The sequence below is a fragment of the Ruminococcoides intestinale genome (genome assembly GCF_040095935.1).
Lineage (GTDB): Bacteria > Bacillota > Clostridia > Oscillospirales > Acutalibacteraceae > Ruminococcoides > Ruminococcoides intestinale.
Genome location: NZ_JBBMFQ010000004.1, coordinates 136864 through 156717, shown reverse-complemented (window position 1 = coordinate 156717; position 19854 = coordinate 136864). Strand labels below are relative to the sequence as shown.

The 19854-nt window shown below is 41.2% G+C and carries 18 protein-coding genes; 1 reads left to right on the top strand and 17 read right to left on the bottom strand.

Annotation, left to right across the window (positions count from 1 at the left end):
* Nucleotides 1-65: 65 nt before the first annotated feature.
* The 5 genes from WMO31_RS08410 to WMO31_RS08390 all read right to left on the bottom strand — a co-directional run bounded on the left by WMO31_RS08410 (nt 66) and on the right by WMO31_RS08390 (nt 7583).
* On the bottom strand, nt 66-827 hold the full coding sequence (locus tag WMO31_RS08410) for a ComEC/Rec2 family competence protein (protein ID WP_367999509.1): 762 nt from the start codon (nt 825-827) through the stop codon (nt 66-68).
* 130 nt (nt 828-957) lie between these two features.
* Entirely contained in the window at nt 958-2871 is a 1914-nt protein-coding gene (locus WMO31_RS08405) for a YgiQ family radical SAM protein (RefSeq protein WP_117882222.1), read from the bottom strand.
* 20 nt (nt 2872-2891) lie between these two features.
* On the bottom strand, nt 2892-5648 hold the full coding sequence (locus WMO31_RS08400) for a DNA translocase FtsK (RefSeq protein ID WP_303675932.1): 2757 nt from the start codon (nt 5646-5648) through the stop codon (nt 2892-2894).
* 21 nt (nt 5649-5669) lie between these two features.
* Nucleotides 5670-6629, bottom strand: a complete 960-nt coding sequence (locus tag WMO31_RS08395; protein WP_303675931.1) for an undecaprenyl-diphosphate phosphatase — start codon at nt 6627-6629, stop codon at nt 5670-5672.
* A 144-nt stretch (nt 6630-6773) separates the two neighbouring features.
* Nucleotides 6774-7583: a ClpP family protease gene (locus tag WMO31_RS08390; protein WP_303675930.1), complete on the bottom strand. Its 810-nt coding sequence runs from the start codon at nt 7581-7583 to the stop codon at nt 6774-6776.
* 252 nt (nt 7584-7835) lie between these two features.
* Between WMO31_RS08390 and WMO31_RS08385 the strand changes: the two genes are divergently transcribed.
* Nucleotides 7836-9134, top strand: a complete 1299-nt coding sequence (locus tag WMO31_RS08385; protein WP_195231625.1) for a hemolysin family protein — start codon at nt 7836-7838, stop codon at nt 9132-9134.
* A 46-nt stretch (nt 9135-9180) separates the two neighbouring features.
* Here the strand turns inward: WMO31_RS08385 and WMO31_RS08380 are convergent, their stop codons facing one another.
* The 12 genes from WMO31_RS08380 to WMO31_RS08325 all read right to left on the bottom strand — a co-directional run bounded on the left by WMO31_RS08380 (nt 9181) and on the right by WMO31_RS08325 (nt 19646).
* Nucleotides 9181-9573, bottom strand: a complete 393-nt coding sequence (locus WMO31_RS08380) for a putative ABC transporter permease (protein WP_195231626.1) — start codon at nt 9571-9573, stop codon at nt 9181-9183.
* Nucleotides 9574-9640: 67 nt separating this feature from the next.
* Nucleotides 9641-10219: a ribonuclease M5 gene (locus tag WMO31_RS08375; RefSeq protein WP_118144449.1), complete on the bottom strand. Its 579-nt coding sequence runs from the start codon at nt 10217-10219 to the stop codon at nt 9641-9643.
* The gene (gene holA, locus WMO31_RS08370; RefSeq protein WP_015524155.1) at nt 10219-11262 is read right to left on the bottom strand and encodes a DNA polymerase III subunit delta; all 1044 of its coding nucleotides are present in this window, start codon (nt 11260-11262) and stop codon (nt 10219-10221) included. The genes WMO31_RS08375 and holA overlap by 1 nt, the downstream gene beginning before the upstream one ends.
* A 1-nt stretch (nt 11263) precedes the next feature.
* Nucleotides 11264-13504 carry a ComEC/Rec2 family competence protein gene (locus WMO31_RS08365; RefSeq protein WP_195231627.1) on the bottom strand — a complete coding sequence of 747 codons (2241 nt, stop codon included), beginning with the start codon at nt 13502-13504 and terminating at the stop codon, nt 11264-11266.
* A 12-nt stretch (nt 13505-13516) separates the two neighbouring features.
* Nucleotides 13517-14044: a hypothetical protein gene (locus tag WMO31_RS08360; RefSeq protein ID WP_195231628.1), complete on the bottom strand. Its 528-nt coding sequence runs from the start codon at nt 14042-14044 to the stop codon at nt 13517-13519.
* A gap of 368 nt (nt 14045-14412) precedes the next feature.
* Complete coding sequence (locus WMO31_RS08355; protein ID WP_015524158.1) at nt 14413-14949, bottom strand: phosphoribosyltransferase family protein; 537 nt, start codon at nt 14947-14949, stop codon at nt 14413-14415.
* Between the two features lie 15 nt (nt 14950-14964).
* Nucleotides 14965-15306 (bottom strand): histidine triad nucleotide-binding protein, encoded by a 342-nt coding sequence (locus WMO31_RS08350; RefSeq protein ID WP_015524159.1) that lies wholly within the window; start codon nt 15304-15306, stop codon nt 14965-14967.
* Nucleotides 15307-15419: 113 nt separating this feature from the next.
* Nucleotides 15420-16145 (bottom strand): glycerol-3-phosphate 1-O-acyltransferase PlsY, encoded by a 726-nt coding sequence (gene plsY / locus WMO31_RS08345; protein ID WP_015524160.1) that lies wholly within the window; start codon nt 16143-16145, stop codon nt 15420-15422.
* Nucleotides 16145-17467 (bottom strand): ribosome biogenesis GTPase Der, encoded by a 1323-nt coding sequence (gene der, locus WMO31_RS08340; RefSeq protein WP_303807763.1) that lies wholly within the window; start codon nt 17465-17467, stop codon nt 16145-16147. The genes plsY and der overlap by 1 nt, the downstream gene beginning before the upstream one ends.
* Before the next feature lie 4 nt (nt 17468-17471).
* On the bottom strand, nt 17472-18779 hold the full coding sequence (locus tag WMO31_RS08335; protein ID WP_101105876.1) for a DUF512 domain-containing protein: 1308 nt from the start codon (nt 18777-18779) through the stop codon (nt 17472-17474).
* A gap of 156 nt (nt 18780-18935) precedes the next feature.
* Nucleotides 18936-19124 (bottom strand): 50S ribosomal protein L32, encoded by a 189-nt coding sequence (gene rpmF / locus WMO31_RS08330; protein ID WP_015524162.1) that lies wholly within the window; start codon nt 19122-19124, stop codon nt 18936-18938.
* Between the two features lie 27 nt (nt 19125-19151).
* On the bottom strand, nt 19152-19646 hold the full coding sequence (locus WMO31_RS08325) for a YceD family protein (protein ID WP_015524163.1): 495 nt from the start codon (nt 19644-19646) through the stop codon (nt 19152-19154).
* Between the last annotated feature and the right edge of the window lie 208 nt (nt 19647-19854).

Below are 19854 nucleotides of genomic sequence, written 5' to 3'. Positions count from 1 at the left end.
ATTCCTTTCGATTTTTGTCAGTTAAACAATAATATTATAACATTATTTAATTTATAGTCAACCTTTCAGGCATGAGTTTTGGTGCAAATCTCGCCGTTTTCGACTGTTATCATAACGGTTTTATCGCTGTCTGTCCGATAAACATTTTTGCACACGCTGTTAAGCAAGGCTGTTATATAGTAATCGGGAAGTGCCGTATCATCAGCCGAAACGCTTATTACAGCGGTTTCGGGGCTTGCCTTTGCAAGAAAATCTTCACTTGAAGAATACTTACTGCCGTGGTGTGCAACCTTGAGAACATCGCATTTTAATTCTTTATCGGAATTAACCATTGATTCTTCCCTTTTTGACGAAATGTCGCCTGTAAAGAGAAATCGCTTTTCGTCATATTCAAGCATTGTTACAAGCGAATTATCGTTTGTGTTGCCGAAGTCCTTTTCGGGTTGATAAAATTTAAAGGTCATATTTCCAATTTCAATGGGTTTGTCTGAAACGGGAATTATGGTTTTTATATTATTTTCTTTTATAGAATTAACAAACTTTTCGTATTCGGGGGTTTTGTGGTTGTCGGAATATTTTCCGAAATAAACAACATCCGTACCGAATTCATCTATGATATCGGGCAACGAACCGATGTGGTCGCTATCGGGGTGTGACACTATTACGGCATCAAGATGAGTTACCGAACTGCGTTTGAGATAGGCAGTAATTTTATCGGTCACAAGATTTGTTCCTCCGTCAATCAGCACGCCTTTATCTCCGCATTTAATCAGCGTACAATCAGCCGAACCGACATTGATAAACGAAACAGAAAAATCGGACTCCATATCTGCTGAAATTCCGAAAAATGTATAGACATCGTTCCAATCGGGAATTCCGAGAGGTTTTCCGAATGAAACAAGCAGTACACAGGCAATGAAAAGTACGCATACCGATATTTTCAGTATGAAAAAGATTTTATTTCTTTTTGTTTTTTCGTCTGTACTTTGCGAACTTATCTTTGCCGTTTTTGCCTCTTCCCTTCTGATTCTGCGAATTGCGGTTGTTGTTCTGTTTTGAATAACCGCCCTGTGTTTGTCCAGCCATCGGAGTTACAAGACATTTTTTATCGTTACCGATTAAATCACGTCTGCCGGCTTTGATGAGTGCTTTGATTACAAGCGGTTTGTTTTCGGGAATGAAATACTGCAGCAACGCCCTTTGCATTGCCTTTTCATTTTCAGACTTCGGAACATAAACCTCTTTGAGAGTGTACGGATCAAGCTCCGTATAGAACATACTCGTTGAAATTGTACCCGGAGTCGGATAGAAGTCCTGAACCTGTTTTGGGTGAATGTTTTCATGCTTGCAGAAAAGTGCAAGTTCTACGGCATCCGAAAGTGTTGAACCTGGGTGTGAGCTCATCAGATACGGCACGACATACTGGTCTTTATTTTCCTTGCCCGTAAAATCGTAGAACATCTTACAAAAACGCTTGTAGCTTTCAATATGCGGCTTGCCCATTTTGTCAAGAACCGCCGCCGAACAATGCTCAGGGGCAACTCTCAGCTGACCGCTGATGTGATACTTTACGAGTTCACGGAAAAATTCGTCATTTTCATCTTCAATAAGATAATCAAAACGGATTCCGCTGCGGATAAACACCTTTTTAATGCCTTTTATATTTCTCAGCTTTCGCAGAATATCAAGATATTCCGTGTGTGACACCTGCATATTCGGGCAAGGTGTCGGTGCAAGACATCTTCTGTTTTTACAAAGTCCAAGCTTTTTCTGCTTTTCACATGACGGAAGTCTGAAGTTTGCGGTAGGTCCTCCGACATCGCTTATGTAACCCTTGAATCGTGGATTATCAAGAAAACTTTCAGCCTCCTCAATAATACTCTTTTCACTTCTGACGGTTACCGCTCTGCCCTGATGAAAAGCAAGTGAGCAGAAATTACAAGCACCGAAACAACCACGGTTGTGTGTGATTGAAAACAGTACCTCGTTGATACCGGGTACGCCGCCGAGACTTTCATAACACTTTGGATACCAACGCTCATACGGCAGAGAATAGACATAATCAAGCTGTTTTGTGTCAAGGGGCTGCATCGGAGGATTCTGCACAAGAATATACTTTCCGTGCCTTTGAATGAGGGTTTTGCCCCTTACTGCATCAGCCTCCTCAAGCTCCCTGCGTGATGCTATTGCATAGTCACGCTTGTCCTCTTTTACACGCTCATAGCTTGGAAGTTCGACAACCGACTTTGGCACATAATCGTCTGTACGAATTTTATAGCAAACACCTCTGATGTCGTAAAGCGATTCAACAGGATAGCCCTCGGAAAGTCTTTTTGCAATTTCAATTGTCTGTAGCTCGCCCATTCCGTACACAAGCAAATCTGCCTTGCTGTCGAAAATAATTGAGGGCATTACCTCGTTTTTCCAATAATCATAATGAGCAAATCTTCTGAGTGATGCCTCAAGACCTCCGATTATAATGGGAGAATCGGGATATAGCTTTCTGATTATGTTGCAGTAAACGGTGACGGCTCTGTCGGGACGCCTGCCGTTTTTACCGCCTGCCGTATAGGCATCATCATGTCTTTTACGCTTTGCAACCGTGTAGTGGGCAACCATACTGTCAATGTTGCCTGCTGACACCATAAAACCGAGCCTTGGTTTTCCGAACTGTGTAAAATCATCATCGTTTTTCCAATTAGGTTGTGCAAGGAATGCTGTTTTGTAACCGCAATCCTCAAGAACTCTCGTGATTATTGCCGCACCGAATGACGGATGGTCAACATAGCTGTCACCGCAAACATATACAAAATCGACTTCATTCCAACCTCGATCACGCATTTCTTTTGCGTTCATCGGTAAAAAAGCCATATTGAACCCTCCTTTATTTATTAATCGGCTCTGTTTTCAAGTGCATTTCTGCGTTCGAGCCATTCGTTGTAGGTCATGAGAACATCTCTCGGTTTTGAACCCTGATGAGGGCCTACAACTCCCATTTGTTCCATATCGTCAATCATTCTGCCTGCTCTTGCATAACCGACCTTAAGTCTTCTCTGCAAAAGTGAGGTTGATGCCTGTCCTGCTTCAATTACGCACTTGATTGCCTCTTCCATTTTGCTGTCAATATCAAGACCTTCGTCAGATGATGAATCTGAATCACCCGATTTTTTGCCCTGAGCAATTTCTTCTGCAGCAATTCTTTTAATTTTTTCTTCGATTTCAGAATTATACTGAGCCGAATATGCTTTCTTTATGTAGTGGGTTACACCCTCGATTTCTTCATCGGAAGCGTAGCAGCCCTGAACACGAATAGGCTTTGGAGCACCTACAGGCGAAAACAGCATATCGCCTCGGCCGATAAGCTTTTCACCGCCGCCTGTATCAAGAATTGTACGGGAGTCTGTGTTTGAACTTACCTTGAGTGAAATACGGCTCGGTACATTCGCCTTGATAAGACCTGTGATTACATTAACGGTAGGTCTTTGGGTTGCAAGGATAAGGTGCATACCTGCGGCACGAGCCATCTGAGCAAGTCGGCAGATTGAGTCCTCAACCTCGCTCGGAGCCGCCATCATCAAATCGGCAAGCTCGTCAATTGCAATTACAACACGGCTCATTTTTTCTTTGGCAACGGGAAGTCCGTTCACTTCAAGAACAGGCTGAACCTCTTCTCCCTCTTCATTAACAACAGGTGGATTTTTCTCCATATAATTCATATTTTTTTCGATAAGAGAATTATATGAATCAATATCCTTACAATCGTATTCGGAGAAAATTTTATATCTCTGGAGCATTTCGTTTACTGCCCATGCAAGCGCACCCGCCGCCTTTTTGGCATCGGATACTACGGGAATGAGCAAATGCGGAATACCCTTGTATTTTGAAAATTCAACCATTTTCGGATCGATAAGCAACAGCTTTACTTCATCCGGAGTTGCCTTGTAGAGAATACTCATAAGAATTGAGTTTACGCATACGGATTTACCCGAACCGGTTGTACCTGCAATGAGCAAGTGCGGCATTTTGGCAAGGTCGGTAACAACAATTTCACCGGATATATCTCTGCCGAGAACGGTTGTGAGCTTACTCTTGCTGTTTCTGAACTTGTCCGAATCAATCAATTCACGCATTGTTACCATGCTTACAACCTTGTTCGGAACTTCAATTCCGACTGCCGCCTTACCCGGAATAGGTGCTTCAATACGAACACCGTTTGCGGCAAGGCTGAGTGCGATATCATCGGAGAGATTTGTAATTTTGCTGATTTTAACACCGGGGGCAGGCTGTAACTCATAGCGTGTTACGGACGGACCTCGGCAGATGTTTACAATGCTTGCCTTTACACCAAAGCTTGTGAGGGTATCAATAAGCTTTTTGGCATTATTCTGCATTTCTTCCATTGCATCGCTGTCATCGGAATTTAGCTTTGGTTTGAGCAACTGAATCGGTGGGAACTGATACTTTTTTTCTTCCTTTTGAGAATTATCGGAACGAACTGCTCTGTCAAGCTGTTCCGCAATTTCATCGCCGGCCTCCTCGCTGTTGTCTTTTTTGCTTTTGAGAAGTGCTTTTTTGACGATGTTCTCAGTTTCGGCATCAGGCTTAACCTCTGTCTGTTCAGCCTTAGAAGCTGACTTTTCGTTTGAGATATCCTCTGCAATTGCAGAAACCGTATTGTCGGCACTTTTGCCCATAGGCTTGCTTGCACGATTGATTATGTTGATGAGATCCTGTGACAGATCCTTGTCAGCTGCATTTTCTTCCTTTGAATCGGCAATATCCGTGTCAATTCCGTTTACTGCCGACTTTGCTTTCTTGACCTTTGTCTTTTTGTCATCAAGCGGAATGTCAATAAAACTTCCCGAGGACTTTCTGTTTTCACCTTCAAGCGCAATGTCGATATCGCCTCTTTCGGCAAGCTTTCTCTCACGGTTTTCTTCTCTGCGTTCTCTGCGGACTCTTGCCCTCTCCTCACCTGCTTCACGGATATGTACGGCTGTCCTTGACGCCGCCGCTGTCATATCTTTAATAGAAATATTCGCAACAATAAGGATAAGTGCGGCTGTTACAACAAAGCTTGTAAAAAGTGCGGCTGTACTGCCGAACAGGACAACAAGCGGATAGCCGAGCAGTCCGCCGATTATTCCGCAATCGAAAGTCATATACCTTGAGGTGTCACAGGCATCCTTGAACAGATTGCCAAGACACGCAAAAAAGTTCATATCAGAATATTTTGCACCGCTGCCTGCGTAAATCAACGCCCCGATAAACAGAATTATGACGACACAAAGGAAAAGCTTCAGCTTATAGCGTGCAACCTGTTTCTCCTTTTCGGTCATAACACACAAATAAAAAAGCGTTACGGGAACAAGAAAAATTCCGAATCCGAGAACTCCGAAAAAGAAACTGCGTATCATTGTCCAGACATTTGAACCTTTTATGAAAATTATGCAGACAAAAACAGCCGCAACGGCGGCATAGAGAATTGCCCTTACACGCGGCGAAAGTCCGCTGCTCCTTTTCGGAACAGCGGATGCTTTGGTTCTGCTTGCAGTTTTTGCACCTTTTGATGAGGTTTTTGAAGAAGTCTTTTTTCTTCCCGACGCAGTATTTTTAGTTTTGTCAGCTGTTTTTTTGTTAGCTGCCAATAAAATCACTCCATTTAAAATTTATGCAATTGGCGCACCTGTGAAAAGGTTTACGCCCGTATTCATTTCGATGATTGAAATTACAATAAATGCAACACCGACAACCGCTGTGTAGATTACGAAAATTTCCATTTTGTCGGATTTCAGGAACCACTTAAAAATTACGATTGCAAGATAGCCTACAACTGCGGAAACTGCCATTCCGATAATCAGCGGAAGAAATTCAATATTGCTTAAACCTTCGGGTGACTTGATTGCATCCACACCCTCAAGAAGTGCCGCCGCAAGGATTGACGGGATACCGAGTACGAATGTGTAGTCAAGTGCCTTCTGCTTTGAGATTCCTCTCATCTCACCGACCGAAAGTGTTGAGCCTGAACGGGAAAGTCCCGGAAGGAGTGCGGCACAAACCTGTGTTACACCGACAAGGATTGCGTCAACAACATTAAAATTATCTCTTGTTGCCTTGGCATTGCTCTTTGCTGCAAGATGTTTGTGAGTTGAGGCAACACTCTTGCGGTTACGGATAATACCGATTGTTAAAAGTACGCTTGTGAGAATGAGCGAACAGGCAGTTACTATGAGAACAGGACTTGCGGAAAGCTGGTCTGCAAGGTCCTTGAGTTTCATATCTGTTCCGGGGATTGGCAGAAAAAGCAAGAACAGCGGTATAAGACCGATGATGAGCATTACAACGAGATTACGGTTGTAATTCATTTTGCTCCATTTGAACTTGCCCGTGAAAATATCCTTGAGCATAAGGAAAAATTCTTTGATAAGATCCCACACAAGTTTGTGGTAGAATGCAACAACGGCAACAAGTGTACCGACATGGAGCATTACATTAAAGAAAAGATTGCTTTCGCCTGTGCCTGCACCGAGAATGTGCTGTGTGATTGCGAGGTGGCCGCTGCTTGATACGGGCAAAAATTCGGTAAGTCCCTGAACAACACCCTGAATAATAGCATCTAAAATTGACATGGTTATGTATTCCCTCCAAAAAATAAGTTTTACAAATCTTCTTTGTTATTTGTACGCTGAAAAGCCGTATGGATTGGCATAATTAAGATTTCATACAAATCATAAGCGTCACAATATATATGTATTCGGGCAAAACGCCCGAAATTATTTTTCCTGCTTTTTTGAGCGTGATTTTGCAGACTTTGGCTTGCTCCCTTTGTTTTCTTTAATCAAATCATAAAGAGCGTCAATTGCGTCGGAAACTGTTCCGACCTTGTCAATCAAGCCTTCTTCAACAGCCTCTTCTCCCTCAAGAATAGTTCCGATATCCATTACAAGCTCACCCGTGTTAAGCACAAGCTGATTATAACGGTCTTTTGTAATATTGGAATTTTCGGCAACAAAGGTTGTGATTCTGTCCTGCATACGCTGAAAATATTCAAAGGTCTGCGGAACTCCGAGTGTGAGGCCTGTTGTTCTGACGGGATGAACCGTCATTGACGCACTCTTTGCGATAAAGCTTTTCTTTGCCGCAACAGCAAGCGGAATTCCTATTGAATGACCTCCGCCGAGTACGATGGAAACGGTCGGCTTTTTCATTCCCGAAATCACCTCGGCAATTGCAAGACCTGCCTCAACATCTCCGCCGACTGTGTTAATCAGCACAAGCAGTCCGTCAATTCTTTCGTCCTCCTCAACCGAAACAAGCAGAGGGATGACATGCTCGTATTTTGTGGTTTTGTTTTGTTGTGAAAGAATGTAATGGCCTTCAATCTGACCGATAATCGTCAGGCAATGCAGCACACAATCCTTATGAGTTGTGAGAACAGAACCTGTTTCGCCGATTCGGTCTGTTTGTTCTTCACTTATGGGGCTGTCGTTTGCAAGCTTTTGCGGATCGTCATCCGGTGCAGGATTTTTAACATAGTTCCCTTTTTTTGATGAGACTTTTGAAGATTTTGATTTTTGTGGCATTGTATGCACCTCCGAGAATAGTTTCACCGAAATTGCACGCAAAATGTATGCATACAAAAAATAAGACGCACAAGCCACATTGTTCAATTGTAAAAAGCCTTTAGTGTCCATTATACCATTACAGCAAAATTATTTCAATAATTTTATTTCTTTATTTCTAATAAGTAATAATTATTTAAAAGAATTATAGTAGTATTAAAGAAATATTATTCCGACAGAACCTGTCGGAAGTTGTTATGGAGTGATATTCAGTTGACATCTGACATAATTATGGGTGTTGTCATTTTAGTTCTTATTTTGCTTTCGGCGTTCTTTTCGGCGATTGAAACTGCATTTTCGTTTGTAAACAAGGTGCGTGTTCAGCGTTACAAGGATGACGGCAACAAAAAAGCGGCAACAGCGCTCTACATAATCGAGCATTTCGACAATGCCCTTACAACAATTCTCATCTGCAACAATGTTGTAAACCTGAGCTGTTCTTCAATTGCGACTGTGCTGTGTATGAATCTTTTCGGTGACGCAGGCTCAGCAATTGCAACGGGTGCAACAACTTTTCTTGTTCTGACATTCGGTGAGATTGTGCCGAAATGTCTTGCAAAGGAACATTGCGATGCCTTTTCACTCAAAACAGCCGGATTGCTCAGAGGACTTATGACACTTCTTACACCGCTTGTGTGGATTTTCACACGATTCAAAATGATTGCCTTAAAGATTGCAGGCAGCAGCGGTGACGCTCCGTCAGTTACAGAAAATGAGCTTAAATACATTGTTGAGAGCATTGAGGAAGAAGGCGTTCTTGAAGAGAGCGAAAGCGAAATGGTTCGCTCCGCACTTGACTTTGACGAAACTACTGCCGAGGAAATTCTCACTCCGAGGGTTGACATCACATTTATCAGCGTTGATGACTCGCCTGAAAAAATCAAGGATATCATCATTGAAAACCGCTATTCAAGAATTCCCGTGTACGAAGGCACGGTTGACCATGTTGTCGGCATTCTCCATACAAGAGATTATCTTGAACGACTTGCAGACGGTAAAGCGCCCGATGTTAAGGAGCTTATGCAGCCACCTTACTTTGTGTTCAAAACGCAACAGCTTTCAAAAATTCTTAATGCATTCAAACGCACAAAAATTCATCTTGCTGTAGTTACGGATGAATACGGCGGAACACTCGGTATTGTTACAATGGAGGATTTGCTCGAAGAAATTGTTGGTGAAATATGGGACGAGGACGAAGAAATTGAGCATAACTACTACAAAATCGGCAAGGGCGAGTTCCTTGTAAACGGCGATATGGAGCTTGAAGATATGCTCGGTCTGTTTGATATGGACGAGGACAGTCTTGAATGTGACAGCGTGACGGTCGGCGGATATATTCTTGAACACGCAGGAACAATCCCCCACAAGCGTGACAACATTGAGGCCGACGGCTTTAAGTTTACCGTTATGGAGGTTAAGGATCAGCGTATTTTACGGGTTGTTGTCAAGAAAAACGACTCTTCCGAAGAAAACGAATCCGATGAAAAAAGCGAGAACAAAAAGTCTGAATAAATAAAACATAACAGGAGCAGTATTTTTACTTACCGCTCCTGTTTTTTTACTGTATTTTTTTGCAGAGAGAATTGCATAATGCGCTGACGGGGATACAAAGGAATGCCCACAAGGTGCTGTAAAACGGGCAAATCTGCCCTTTAAAATTAAGTCGGCAGTTTGAATAATCCCAGACATTAAGCCTGAATTTCAAATTGACAACACAGCCGCAGCAGTATTCAAGTGCGGTAATTATCGCACTTCCCGATATGCATTTTTGCAGCATATTCATTTTTGAAAAGCGCTTGTAAAATCTGAAAAGCGACACAAATGCAGTTCCGCCCGTGACCGCCATTGACCAATGAGTTTTTCTCCGCCACAAAATTTCAAGCAGAGCGTAGCCTGCTCCGCCTATTGAAAAGAGAATGCAATCGTTACGCAACCGTAAACTTTTTTTCATAAGAAATCACCTGTTTTAGTTTTTGCCGAAACAGGTGATTTATTTAACCTATGAATTTTTTATTTTGTCAGAGCATCTCTTTTAGTTCTTCAAAAGAATAAAGACAGTTGATTGCGGTCAAAAATGCGTTTGTTGAAAGATATGACGGCAGACCGAGTTTTTTAAGAATCTTCTTGCGGTTTATTTCTGAATTTTCAGTTCCCGTAAGTCCGAGGACAAATAGATCGGCTTTAGTAATTTTCCTTTCGGGAATATTATTTTCTTCACCGATTATCTCGGCACCGCTTTTGCGGATTGCATTTATTATAACCTCATCGCTGACGCCTTCAACGCCCAAAAGCCCCTCTTTACCGCCTTTTGCCTTGCGTTTTTCCTTGCCTTTGATTTGCGGAATATAGCAATTTTTAATTTTTGAATTATCGACCGAGCCTTTAAGGAAATTCCTTATTACAAAGCCTGCACCGTCGCTGTCGGTCATTATAAGTATTCCCCTTGTTTCGGCAATTTTGCGGATAAGCGACTGCTTTTCTTTGTCGGAAAAAACACGGAAACCGTTGGTTTCGATTATCGGAGCATCTACAATTGATGAAAGCTTTATCTTGTCATATCTGCCCTCAACTATGACAGCCTCACGGATTTTGAGCATTAGATTCTGCCCTCCTTTGCAATCAAAAGCAAACGGGAAATAAGCTGTTCAATTAAAAACCTTTGATTAACGGAAACTGATTTCAGCTTTTCGTCTGTTTCAACAAGCACATCAAGGCTTTTCCGAAGTGCCTCGGTTGAAGTCCTTGAAACGGAGGTTCTCGCCCTGTTTAACACAAACGCACGATTTTTGTAGGCAAAATCTTTTGCCACGGTTTCTTTACTGACTGAGCATTCATCTGCAACACGCATACGATACGCATCGACATAGGCGGATGAAAGTGCATAGAGAATGTTAATCGGTTCTTCCCGCTGACAAAAAAGTGTGTCAAGCTTTCTGAACGCTCTGTCACCTCTGCCGTTAATAACATCGTCAGCCATATCATATGTTCTTGCTTCAAGGTTTACGGTTGACAAAAGGTCGATATCACGGTCGGTAATTTCCTCACCCTTTGCATATGCGGCAATTTTGTTGACCTCGTTTTTCAGAAGATTGAGGTCATCACCGACATTTGAAATAATTTTTGACGCATTGAGGTGTGAAATCAACTTGCCGTTTTCGTTTGCCCACTTTGCAACATACTTTTCGATAATTTGTGAATTGATTTTTTCAAAACAGCAGACGCTGCCGATTTTTTCAACACGCTTTATAAGAGCTGTAAAAGAAGTTTTATTCTTTGACGGAACATAAGTCGGCATTGAAATTATGAGAACCGTACCGTCCCATGCTCTGCTTGTAAGCTCTTTAAGAGTATCAAGCCGATCCTTCACCATATTATCAAAGTAAATGTCGGTCACAACAACACAGTTGCGTTCCGCCATAAACGGCATTATTTGCAGGGATGCGGCAAGTTCCTGAAAATCGATGTCACCGCTGAATGTATGATAATTGAAATCGGACGGGTTTTTGCCTGCAACAGCCTCACAAAGCTTTTTTGTGTAACTTTTGACAAACATCTGCTCCGAACCGTAGATGAGGTACACAGGCGAAAAGCTTTTGTTTTTAATTTGTTTTTTCAGGTCTGCTTCGGTGATGCGCGGCATTTTATCCTCCGTTCAGATTGACCGTTATGTTTCTTTCAGATGTTGAAATAACGGTTGGACTGATTTCTTTAATAGAATCATAATTTTTCTTAAACTGCTTTTCCGATCCCGAAAATATCACGGTATTGCATGATATCAAATCGAAATTTTCGGGGACTGTATCAATCAGCAAACAATCGGGATTGCGATACTTTTCGGGCAGATTTGAAAGGTCTGCATCTGTCGGCACAAACAATACAGTCATATTTTTCCCTTTTATGAACTGAAACATTGTGTTGTCAACGCAGATTACCTCATCCGTCACCGTATCGGAAAGATTCAGCGTAAAATGATTGTTTCCGCCGAAAGTCTGTCGGCTGTTACCGTCAAAAGCGTTCAAAAGATTTTGCTTTTTAATGTCATTATCATATACCAAAATATTATTTAAGTCAAATTTTGTGACCGCATAGCGTTCAAGAGAAGAGTATTTATTATTCTGATTTGGAATTATCATATATTCAATATCGGAATAGCTTTCGCTGATATCGGCTGTCACATCATCTGCGCTTGCTCTGCTCCCTCCGCATGAAATCACGGAACAGCTGTCGGGGCAGTTGACTGTTGCAAAAACACCGTTGCCGACATTATAGATTTTCATTTCACCGTTATCGGCTGTTAAAAGCACATTGAGCGACACTCCTATTACGAGGACTGAAATTGATATCGGAACAGAAATTTTGACATAGAATTTTCGATTTATTACAAACAATCCGCCGATTGCGAGAAGTACGCTGACACCTATCCACACAAACCAATAGAGCGAATGGGTTTTAATTGTGCTGAATGGGAGTTGTGAAAAAGTTGAAACCAACCACAAAATTGCCTTTGAACATAATCCCGAAACGAGTCCAAACGGGTATGCAAAAAATGATATAAACGGGCAAATAAAAAGTACCGAACACAACAGAGAACACACCAAAAGTGCCGAAACAAACGGTTCACATAACAAAGAAACAAGTATGACTGTCGGGGAAATTCTGTTGAATGCAACAGCGGTTATCGGCAAAATCCACAGAAATGCAGATACTGAAACCGACAGCATATTTACGCAGATTTTAAACAGCCTTTTGATATAATAGACAACCGTTCCGACAAAACCGTCCTTACGCTTGTTTTTGTAGTGAAAGAATCTCAGCACAGAGCGTTCAATCGGTCTTGACCACAGAATTATGCCCGTCGTTGCCGAAAATGAAAGCAACATTCCGATATCGGCTACCGCATATGGGTTGAAAGCTGTCAGAACAATTGCGGCAAAACCAAGGTTATTCAGCGAGTCGGCTATTCTGAGATTTGACGATGCAAGCGACACAATTATCATCATAATTCCGGCACGGACAACCGAATGCGCAAAGCCCGTTACAGCCATAAAAGCAATAACCGTAAATGTGGTAAAGCCTGTTATTATGAATCTGTTTTTTGTTAATTTTCTCACCAAGAACAATACAAACGAAGTGATTATAACAAGATGCATTCCCGAAACCACTATTAAAAACGAAGTGCCTGTCAATGAAAAATCATCTTTAACGCTTGAATCAAGAGCTGTTTTCTCGCCCAAAAGAACGGCACGGCAGAGCGTTGAATAATCCTCCGGCAACAGCATATCAAGGGAATTTTTCATCGCCCGTCTTATTGAAACTGCAAATGAATAAAATGTTGTTGCCTTCTCCCCTGTCGGTTCAATTTTGAAGCCGTCATAGGAATATGCTTTCAGAAAAATTCCGTGACTGATCTGAGAGTTTACATTATTCTTGTATGTATGAGCCGTGAAGTTGACCTTTTCAAAGGGCTCTGCATCAACATTTGAGTACGAAATAATTTGAATTTTCGCATCTGACGGCTGACCGTTGATTTTGTCGGTTTTGATTACGAAACTGCATGATGAATCGGTGGTGATGATTTCATCACAAATATATCCGCTTGCTGTAATTTCTTTATCAGAATAATTATTTATGACCGTGTTGTTAATATATTCGGAATAGCCGATCATATTGCCCGCAGAATATATTACAGCAAAAGCAAATACGCACAGCGACTTGCCGAATGATTTATTTTTCTTTGAAGCAATTAAAAATATACCGACAGCAACGGAAAGCAATCCCAATGAGCCGATAATCGCAAAGACAATTTCATTAAAATCCGAATAAAAAACGGCTGAAAAGACAAACAGGAAAGTAAATCCTATAAGTCCAAACAGCCGTTTCATAAAAATCAATCCTTATTCAGTAATCATTTTTTTAATATAATTATACACTCGGTTACCATTCAATCCTTTTTTGCAATAAAAAGAATATTTATAATTGTTATCATTATATTCTCCTACTACAGTTTTACCTTTTTCATTTAAAAAATTCGCACCCTTAATTTCAAAAGTCGCCGTTGTGGGAGAAAGTCCGTTTGTATTGACTCCGCTGAGATTTTCACTGTTTTTTACAGCATAGCTGACAGCCTTGCGCAAGGTCACAGTATTGTCAGAGACAGATTTATCTAACGAACAAACCACTTCGATCGCCGTGTATGGAATAGCTCTTACACTTACAATATTTTCCAAACTTTCGCCAAACTTAATTCCGGAAATTTCTTCCGCTTTATCAATACTTGCTCCGCAATCTTCCCACTTTTTCAAAGTAACATCTACGGAAGGATTCACGGTTTCAGAGGTACTTGGTGCAGGTAAATCAGAGCAGGAACATAGAATACATACCGCTGCCAACACAAAAGCAAGGCATAAACATACTTTTTTCATAATGGCATCTCCTTTTATTATTTATTTGGTTATTTTTATCTACAAAAAAACAATTAGTCCATTTTTATTACTTCAAGTATATTATTTTTGGTATTTTTATAATATCATATAGAATTTCATTTGTCAATATAAATATTATTTTTTAAAAATATCTTTATTTTTGTTAATTTTGCTGCTATTTCTTCTCATTAAATTACCTATTCACCACTGTTTCTATTCAATCATTTATAAGTTGAACAATTTCTACACTTTAATTTTTACACTTTATATCTATGGTATAAAAAAGGAAAACAGCCGTCAAAATATGCGGACGGTATAATCTGCACACTTCAACAGCTGTTTAAATTTGATTTTATAATTACTCAGTATTACTTAAAGAAAAGCGGAAGTTCGCTGAGGAATATAATGTCATCTCTGTCCTTAGCGTCACCTTCGGCAAGGACTGACGCCCTGCCAACGATATTTGCGCCTGTTTTTTCAACGAGCGTTTCAAGAGCGTGAAGACTTTCGCCTGTTGAAATTACATCATCAACAAGAAGAACTCTCTTGCCGTTGAGAAGATTTACATCATCTTCGCCGAGGTAGAGTTTCTGTTCGTTTTTTGTTGTGATTGAATTAACGGTCACTCCGATAGGATTGCCCATATAAACCTTAACGCTTTTTCTTGCGACAACATAGTTTCTGCAGCCCTGACGAGCCATTTCATAGCAAAGCGGAATACCCTTTGCTTCGGCAGTCACAACAACATCGTGTTCGGGAACACGCTTGAGGAGTTCTCTTGCGGCAACCTCTGTCATCTCAATGTCACCAAACATAATAAATGCGGCAATATCAAGCTTATCGTTTACAGGGAATTTTCTGAGTTCTCTGTCAAGTCCTTCAATATTAATCTTATATGTATCCATTATTGCAGTCCCTTCTTATGCCATTGTGCCGTTGAGCTTTTTGCCGCCGAGGATGTGGAAATGCATATGCTTTACGCTCTGACAGCCGTCCTCACCGCAGTTATTTACAATACGGTAACCGTTTGTAAGTCCGAGTGATTTTGTAATTTCGGGAATTTTAGTGAAAATGTGAGCAATATTGCCGACATTTTCTTCATTAACTGCGTCTGCACAGCAGATGTGTTCCTTTGGAATTACAAGCACATGAACGGGAGCCTGTGGTTCAAGATCATAGAAAGCGAGAATTTTTTCGTCTTCATAAACTTTTTTTGACGGAATTGAGCCGTCAACGATTTTGCAGAAAATACAATCTGACATTTTAATTCAACCTCTCAATATAATTTATTTTCCGTATCAGAAACATTTAAAATATAACAAATATCATACCAAAGTTATTGTACAACCAAATCACTTTTCGGTCAATACTGCCGTCATTTTTTGGCTGTAATTTTCTTTTCTTCACCTTTAAGAAGTCTTTTGATGTTTTCTTTGTGCTTTACAAGAACAAAAACACCGATTAAAAGAGCCGCCGCAGTTGAGAAGATTACATATGTAAGAGAATAATCCTTGTAAATTATGAAGTCAAAGATAAATGTCATTGCAAAGGTGTAAGGCGCATAGAGAATCGCACAGAGAACACTTGCAAGTGATATGATTTTTGAGCAGAGGAAGATAATTAAAAAAGTTACAATAATTGCGATGAATACACGCCAATCCTCTGTCAGCATAAGAGCGGCAGCGGTTACAACACCCTTACCGCCCTTAAAGTGAAAATACACGGGGTATGAATGTCCGAGAATACAGAAAATACCTGCAACATATTTTCCGCAGTTGATAAGCTCGTTTATAAAAATAGGGCTTTCACCCTGAAATGCAACCGATGCAAATGAGAAGATGAACCCTCCGATAAGCACGGCGATAATACACTTCAGTGCGTCACACACAATGGTGATGATTGCCGGAACTTTACCGACGCTGCGCAGTACATTTGTAAAGCCTGCATTGCCGCTGCCCATTTGACGGATATCCTTTTTGCCCTTTGTCACAATGCCTGTAACAAGAACAGCCGTGTTGATACTGCCGAGAAGATACGCAATCAATGCCGAAAGCAGAATCATCCACCAGCAGTTTGCTAAAATTGCCGAAATATGCTCCATTACTTTTCTCCTCTCTCTCTTACCACAATTTTGATCGGCGTACCCTCAAGAGCAAAAGCCTCACGGATTCTGTTTTCAAGATAACGCTGATATGAGAAGTGGAAAAGCTGTGCATTGTTGCAGAAGAAAACGAATGTCGGCGGTTTTACGGAAGCCTGAGTCATATAGAAAATTTTAAGTCGCTTACCCTTGTCCGACGGCGGTTGAACTCTTGTTGTAGCCTGTGCAAGAAGTTCGTTGAGCATACCTGTTCTGATTCTGCGGTTTGCGCTGTCATTACAGCTTATGATATATTCAAACAGCCTGTCGATACGCATACCTGTTTTTGCGGAAATAAATATCTTCGGCGCATATGACATAAACGCAAAATCTGCGTCAAGCTTTTTGCGGAACTCCTGCATTGTCTTATCGTTTTTTTCGACAGCGTCCCACTTGTTTACGGCAATTATACACGCTCTGCCTGCCTCATGCGCAAGACCTGCAACCTTGGTATCCTGTTCTGTAACGCCCTCTGTCGCATCAATCATAATAACGCACACATCACTGCGTTCAATAGCCATTTTTGCACGGATAATACTGTATTTTTCGATATTATCATAGATTTTGCTCTGACGGCGAAGTCCTGCGGTATCGGTAAAGTTGAACTTTCCGTACTTATTTTCAACAAGCGTATCGATTGTGTCACGGGTTGTGCCTGCTATATCAGACACAATACAGCGTTCCTCGTTTGTAATTTTGTTTACAAGAGATGACTTGCCTGCGTTCGGCTTGCCGATTACCGCAACATTGATGATTGTGTCGTCATCTTCCGCATTTTCATCATAATCAAAGCTTGAAAAAGCCTTGTCCAAAAGGTCGCCCGTACCGTAACCGTGAACGGCTGAAACCTCGATAGGATCGCCTAAACCGAGATTATAAAACTCATAGAATTCAGGTGACGGTTCGCCGAGTGTGTCGCACTTGTTTACACAAAGCACAACTGGCTTGCCCGACTTCTGGAGCATCTGCGCAACATCCATATCTGTTGCAACCATGCCCGACTTGCAGTCTGTTACAAGGATAATAACATTAGCCGTGTCGATTGCAAGCTGAGCCTGACGGCGCATCTGCACAAGAATAATATCATCTGATTTCGGTTCAATACCGCCTGTGTCAACAATAAAGGCAGTTTTTCCGCACCATTCCACCTCACCGTATATTCTGTCACGGGTAACACCGGGAGTATCGTCAACAATTGACAATCTCTGACCGATGAGTTTATTGAAAAGCGTTGACTTTCCCACATTTGGTCTGCCGACAACGGCAATTACGGGTTTGTTCATCTTATCAGTCCTTTCCTGCAATTACAGCCTCTACAAGGTCGTTTCCGTTGTTATTGACGGGAACAAGAGTTACACCGAGTTCCCGTTCAACATCATCTGTTGAAACATCATCAAGAAACAAATCATTTTCAAAACGGAGCATTGATGACGTGATAATAAGCCTGTCGCCAAGGTCATCGCCACGGAGCTGATCAATAAGATCACCGCCTGTGACAAGTCCTGACACATTTACTCCTCCGCCGAAAAAGTTGTTCTTAATCGCCCTTGTATTTATAGTTATATTCGGGAATTTTTCGTTAATCATCGACATAATCCGCTTCATGTACGGAAACACTCCCTCGCCGCAGGCAATTGTTACCTTATGGCAAAGGCTTTCGTCTGCATCAAGCTCTTCAAGCTTCCAGCCGACATCATCGGTCAGATACGCAATCATACCGATTCCGTCCTCAAGAGCGGAAAAGTCCTCATAAAATTCAGGTGACGGGATTTCTCTTTCGGCAAGGAGGTAAAATTCATCACCCGGAAAGAAAATTCGTCTGCCGTGCTTTTTGACGCACTCATCACCCATTTTTTCAATTATATCAATTGTCTGCCCTGCCGTTTCCTTATTATAAGGAACAAGCGGATAAAGGTTTTCACGGTAGCGTGTAAGTCCGACAGGAACAATCGCAGTCATATTAACACCGAGATTTTCAAGATCGGTCAATGTTCTGACAAGCTCGTCACCGTCATTAATTCCGGGACAGGAAACAATCTGACAGTTAAGCGTTATTCCTGCGTCTGCAAAGCGTTTGAGATATTTCAATGTATCGCCTGCAAAACGGTTATTCATCATCTTACAACGAAGCTCGGGGTTTGTTGTGTGAACCGACACATTAATCGGGCTTATGTGCATTTTTATAATTCGGTCAATTTCATGCTCTGTAATATTTGTCAGCGTGATATAGTTGCCGAACAAAAACGAAAGTCGGCTGTCGTCATCCTTAAAATAGAGCGACTCACGCATCCCCTTCGGAAGCTGGTCAATAAAGCAGAAAATGCACTTATTACGGCACGAATGCTGTTTGTCCATAAGATAGGTTTCAAACTCAAGACCGATTTCCTCATATTCTCCCTTGGTCATTTCTATGGTACGAACATTTTTGTCCTCATCCGCAACCTCAAGAGTAAGCTTGCGGTTTACCTGATAGAATCGGTAATCAAGAACATCGACAATCTCGTTTGAATTGATTGAAAGGAGGGTTTCCCCTTTTTTTATCCCTGCTTTGTCGGCATGACTGCCGGTTGTGACATCAAAAATTTTAACAGCCACACCTTCACCTCGCAAAACATTTTTACATACACTTTTATTCTACACAAAATACCGTTTTTAATCAACAGGTTTGCAAATTGTTTTTGTATATACGGTAAAATTTGCAAAACAAAAGGGCGAACAGATAACTGCCGCCCGTAATGTTTGTAATAAAAATTACTGTTCGTCTTTCTTTACAACAACCTGTCTGCCGTTGTACATACCACAGTTTGTGCAAGCCTTATGAGCTGCTGTTAATTCACCGCAGTTAGGACAAGCAGTAAGTTCAGGAGCATTAATCTTCCATACTGTTGAACGTCTTGAGCTCTTTCTTGCGTGTGATGTTTTGTTCTTGGGTACTGCCATTACAAAAACCTCCTTACAAAATTTATCTTAGTCAATCAACTGTTTAAGTATCTCAAGTCTTGGATCCGTTTGACGCTTATCACAGGAACATTCACCGTTGTTGAGGTTTTGTCCGCAAATCTGACACAGACCTTTGCAATCGTCCCTGCAAAGATTCTTTGACGGGAGCGAAAGAAAAATGTCAGAAATTACAACATCATCAAGCTCGAGTGTAAAATCAGGTGTTTCAATATAGTCATCATTTTCCTCATCGGCAAGAGTCTGAATAAGCCTGTGTTCAAAGCTCATATTCATCTCTCTTGTATAAGGCTCACCGCAACGGTCACAGTCACGGCTGTAATCAAAGTGTGCATTGATTACAAGAGTAATCAAACTTGCTCTGTTTGTTGCTTTGGCAGTCACGACAACGGGAGTTTTGAATGGATAAACTCCGTCAACATCAAGACCTGACAAGTCAAGGTTATATTCAACTTGTTTTTCTTCACCGTCATTCTGAAAGACGGATTTAAGCTCAAAAAGCATATCTGCACCTCTTGACAGCATAGACACATATTAAAACGCTGTTTATTATTATACAAAAGGTTTGTCCCTTTGTCAACTAAAAAATACAAGAAAATAGGCTGTTTTTTTCGGGAATTTATGACAATATTCGCTAATTTTCCCATATGGAATTTTGAGCCTGCAAAGTCACTCAGAAAGTTACTTTACACTTGATTTCTTCTTTTCATTA

What these genes read in the sequence shown, in the direction of transcription:
- WMO31_RS08410 (WP_367999509.1), bottom strand. Translation starts at nt 827, where the DNA reads ATGGAGTCCGATTTTTCTGTTTCGTTTATCAATGTCGGTTCGGCTGAT.
- WMO31_RS08405 (WP_117882222.1), bottom strand. Translation starts at nt 2,871, where the DNA reads ATGGCTTTTTTACCGATGAACGCAAAAGAAATGCGTGATCGAGGTTGG.
- WMO31_RS08395 (WP_303675931.1), bottom strand. Translation starts at nt 6,629, where the DNA reads ATGTCAATTTTAGATGCTATTATTCAGGGTGTTGTTCAGGGACTTACC.
- WMO31_RS08390 (WP_303675930.1), bottom strand. Translation starts at nt 7,583, where the DNA reads ATGCCACAAAAATCAAAATCTTCAAAAGTCTCATCAAAAAAAGGGAAC.
- WMO31_RS08380 (WP_195231626.1), bottom strand. Translation starts at nt 9,573, where the DNA reads ATGAAAAAAAGTTTACGGTTGCGTAACGATTGCATTCTCTTTTCAATA.
- WMO31_RS08375 (WP_118144449.1), bottom strand. Translation starts at nt 10,219, where the DNA reads ATGCTCAAAATCCGTGAGGCTGTCATAGTTGAGGGCAGATATGACAAG.
- holA (WP_015524155.1), bottom strand. Translation starts at nt 11,262, where the DNA reads ATGCCGCGCATCACCGAAGCAGACCTGAAAAAACAAATTAAAAACAAA.
- WMO31_RS08365 (WP_195231627.1), bottom strand. Translation starts at nt 13,504, where the DNA reads ATGAAACGGCTGTTTGGACTTATAGGATTTACTTTCCTGTTTGTCTTT.
- WMO31_RS08360 (WP_195231628.1), bottom strand. Translation starts at nt 14,044, where the DNA reads ATGAAAAAAGTATGTTTATGCCTTGCTTTTGTGTTGGCAGCGGTATGT.
- WMO31_RS08355 (WP_015524158.1), bottom strand. Translation starts at nt 14,949, where the DNA reads ATGGATACATATAAGATTAATATTGAAGGACTTGACAGAGAACTCAGA.
- WMO31_RS08350 (WP_015524159.1), bottom strand. Translation starts at nt 15,306, where the DNA reads ATGTCAGATTGTATTTTCTGCAAAATCGTTGACGGCTCAATTCCGTCA.
- plsY (WP_015524160.1), bottom strand. Translation starts at nt 16,145, where the DNA reads ATGGAGCATATTTCGGCAATTTTAGCAAACTGCTGGTGGATGATTCTG.
- der (WP_303807763.1), bottom strand. Translation starts at nt 17,467, where the DNA reads ATGAACAAACCCGTAATTGCCGTTGTCGGCAGACCAAATGTGGGAAAG.
- rpmF (WP_015524162.1), bottom strand. Translation starts at nt 19,124, where the DNA reads ATGGCAGTACCCAAGAACAAAACATCACACGCAAGAAAGAGCTCAAGA.
- WMO31_RS08325 (WP_015524163.1), bottom strand. Translation starts at nt 19,646, where the DNA reads ATGCTTTTTGAGCTTAAATCCGTCTTTCAGAATGACGGTGAAGAAAAA.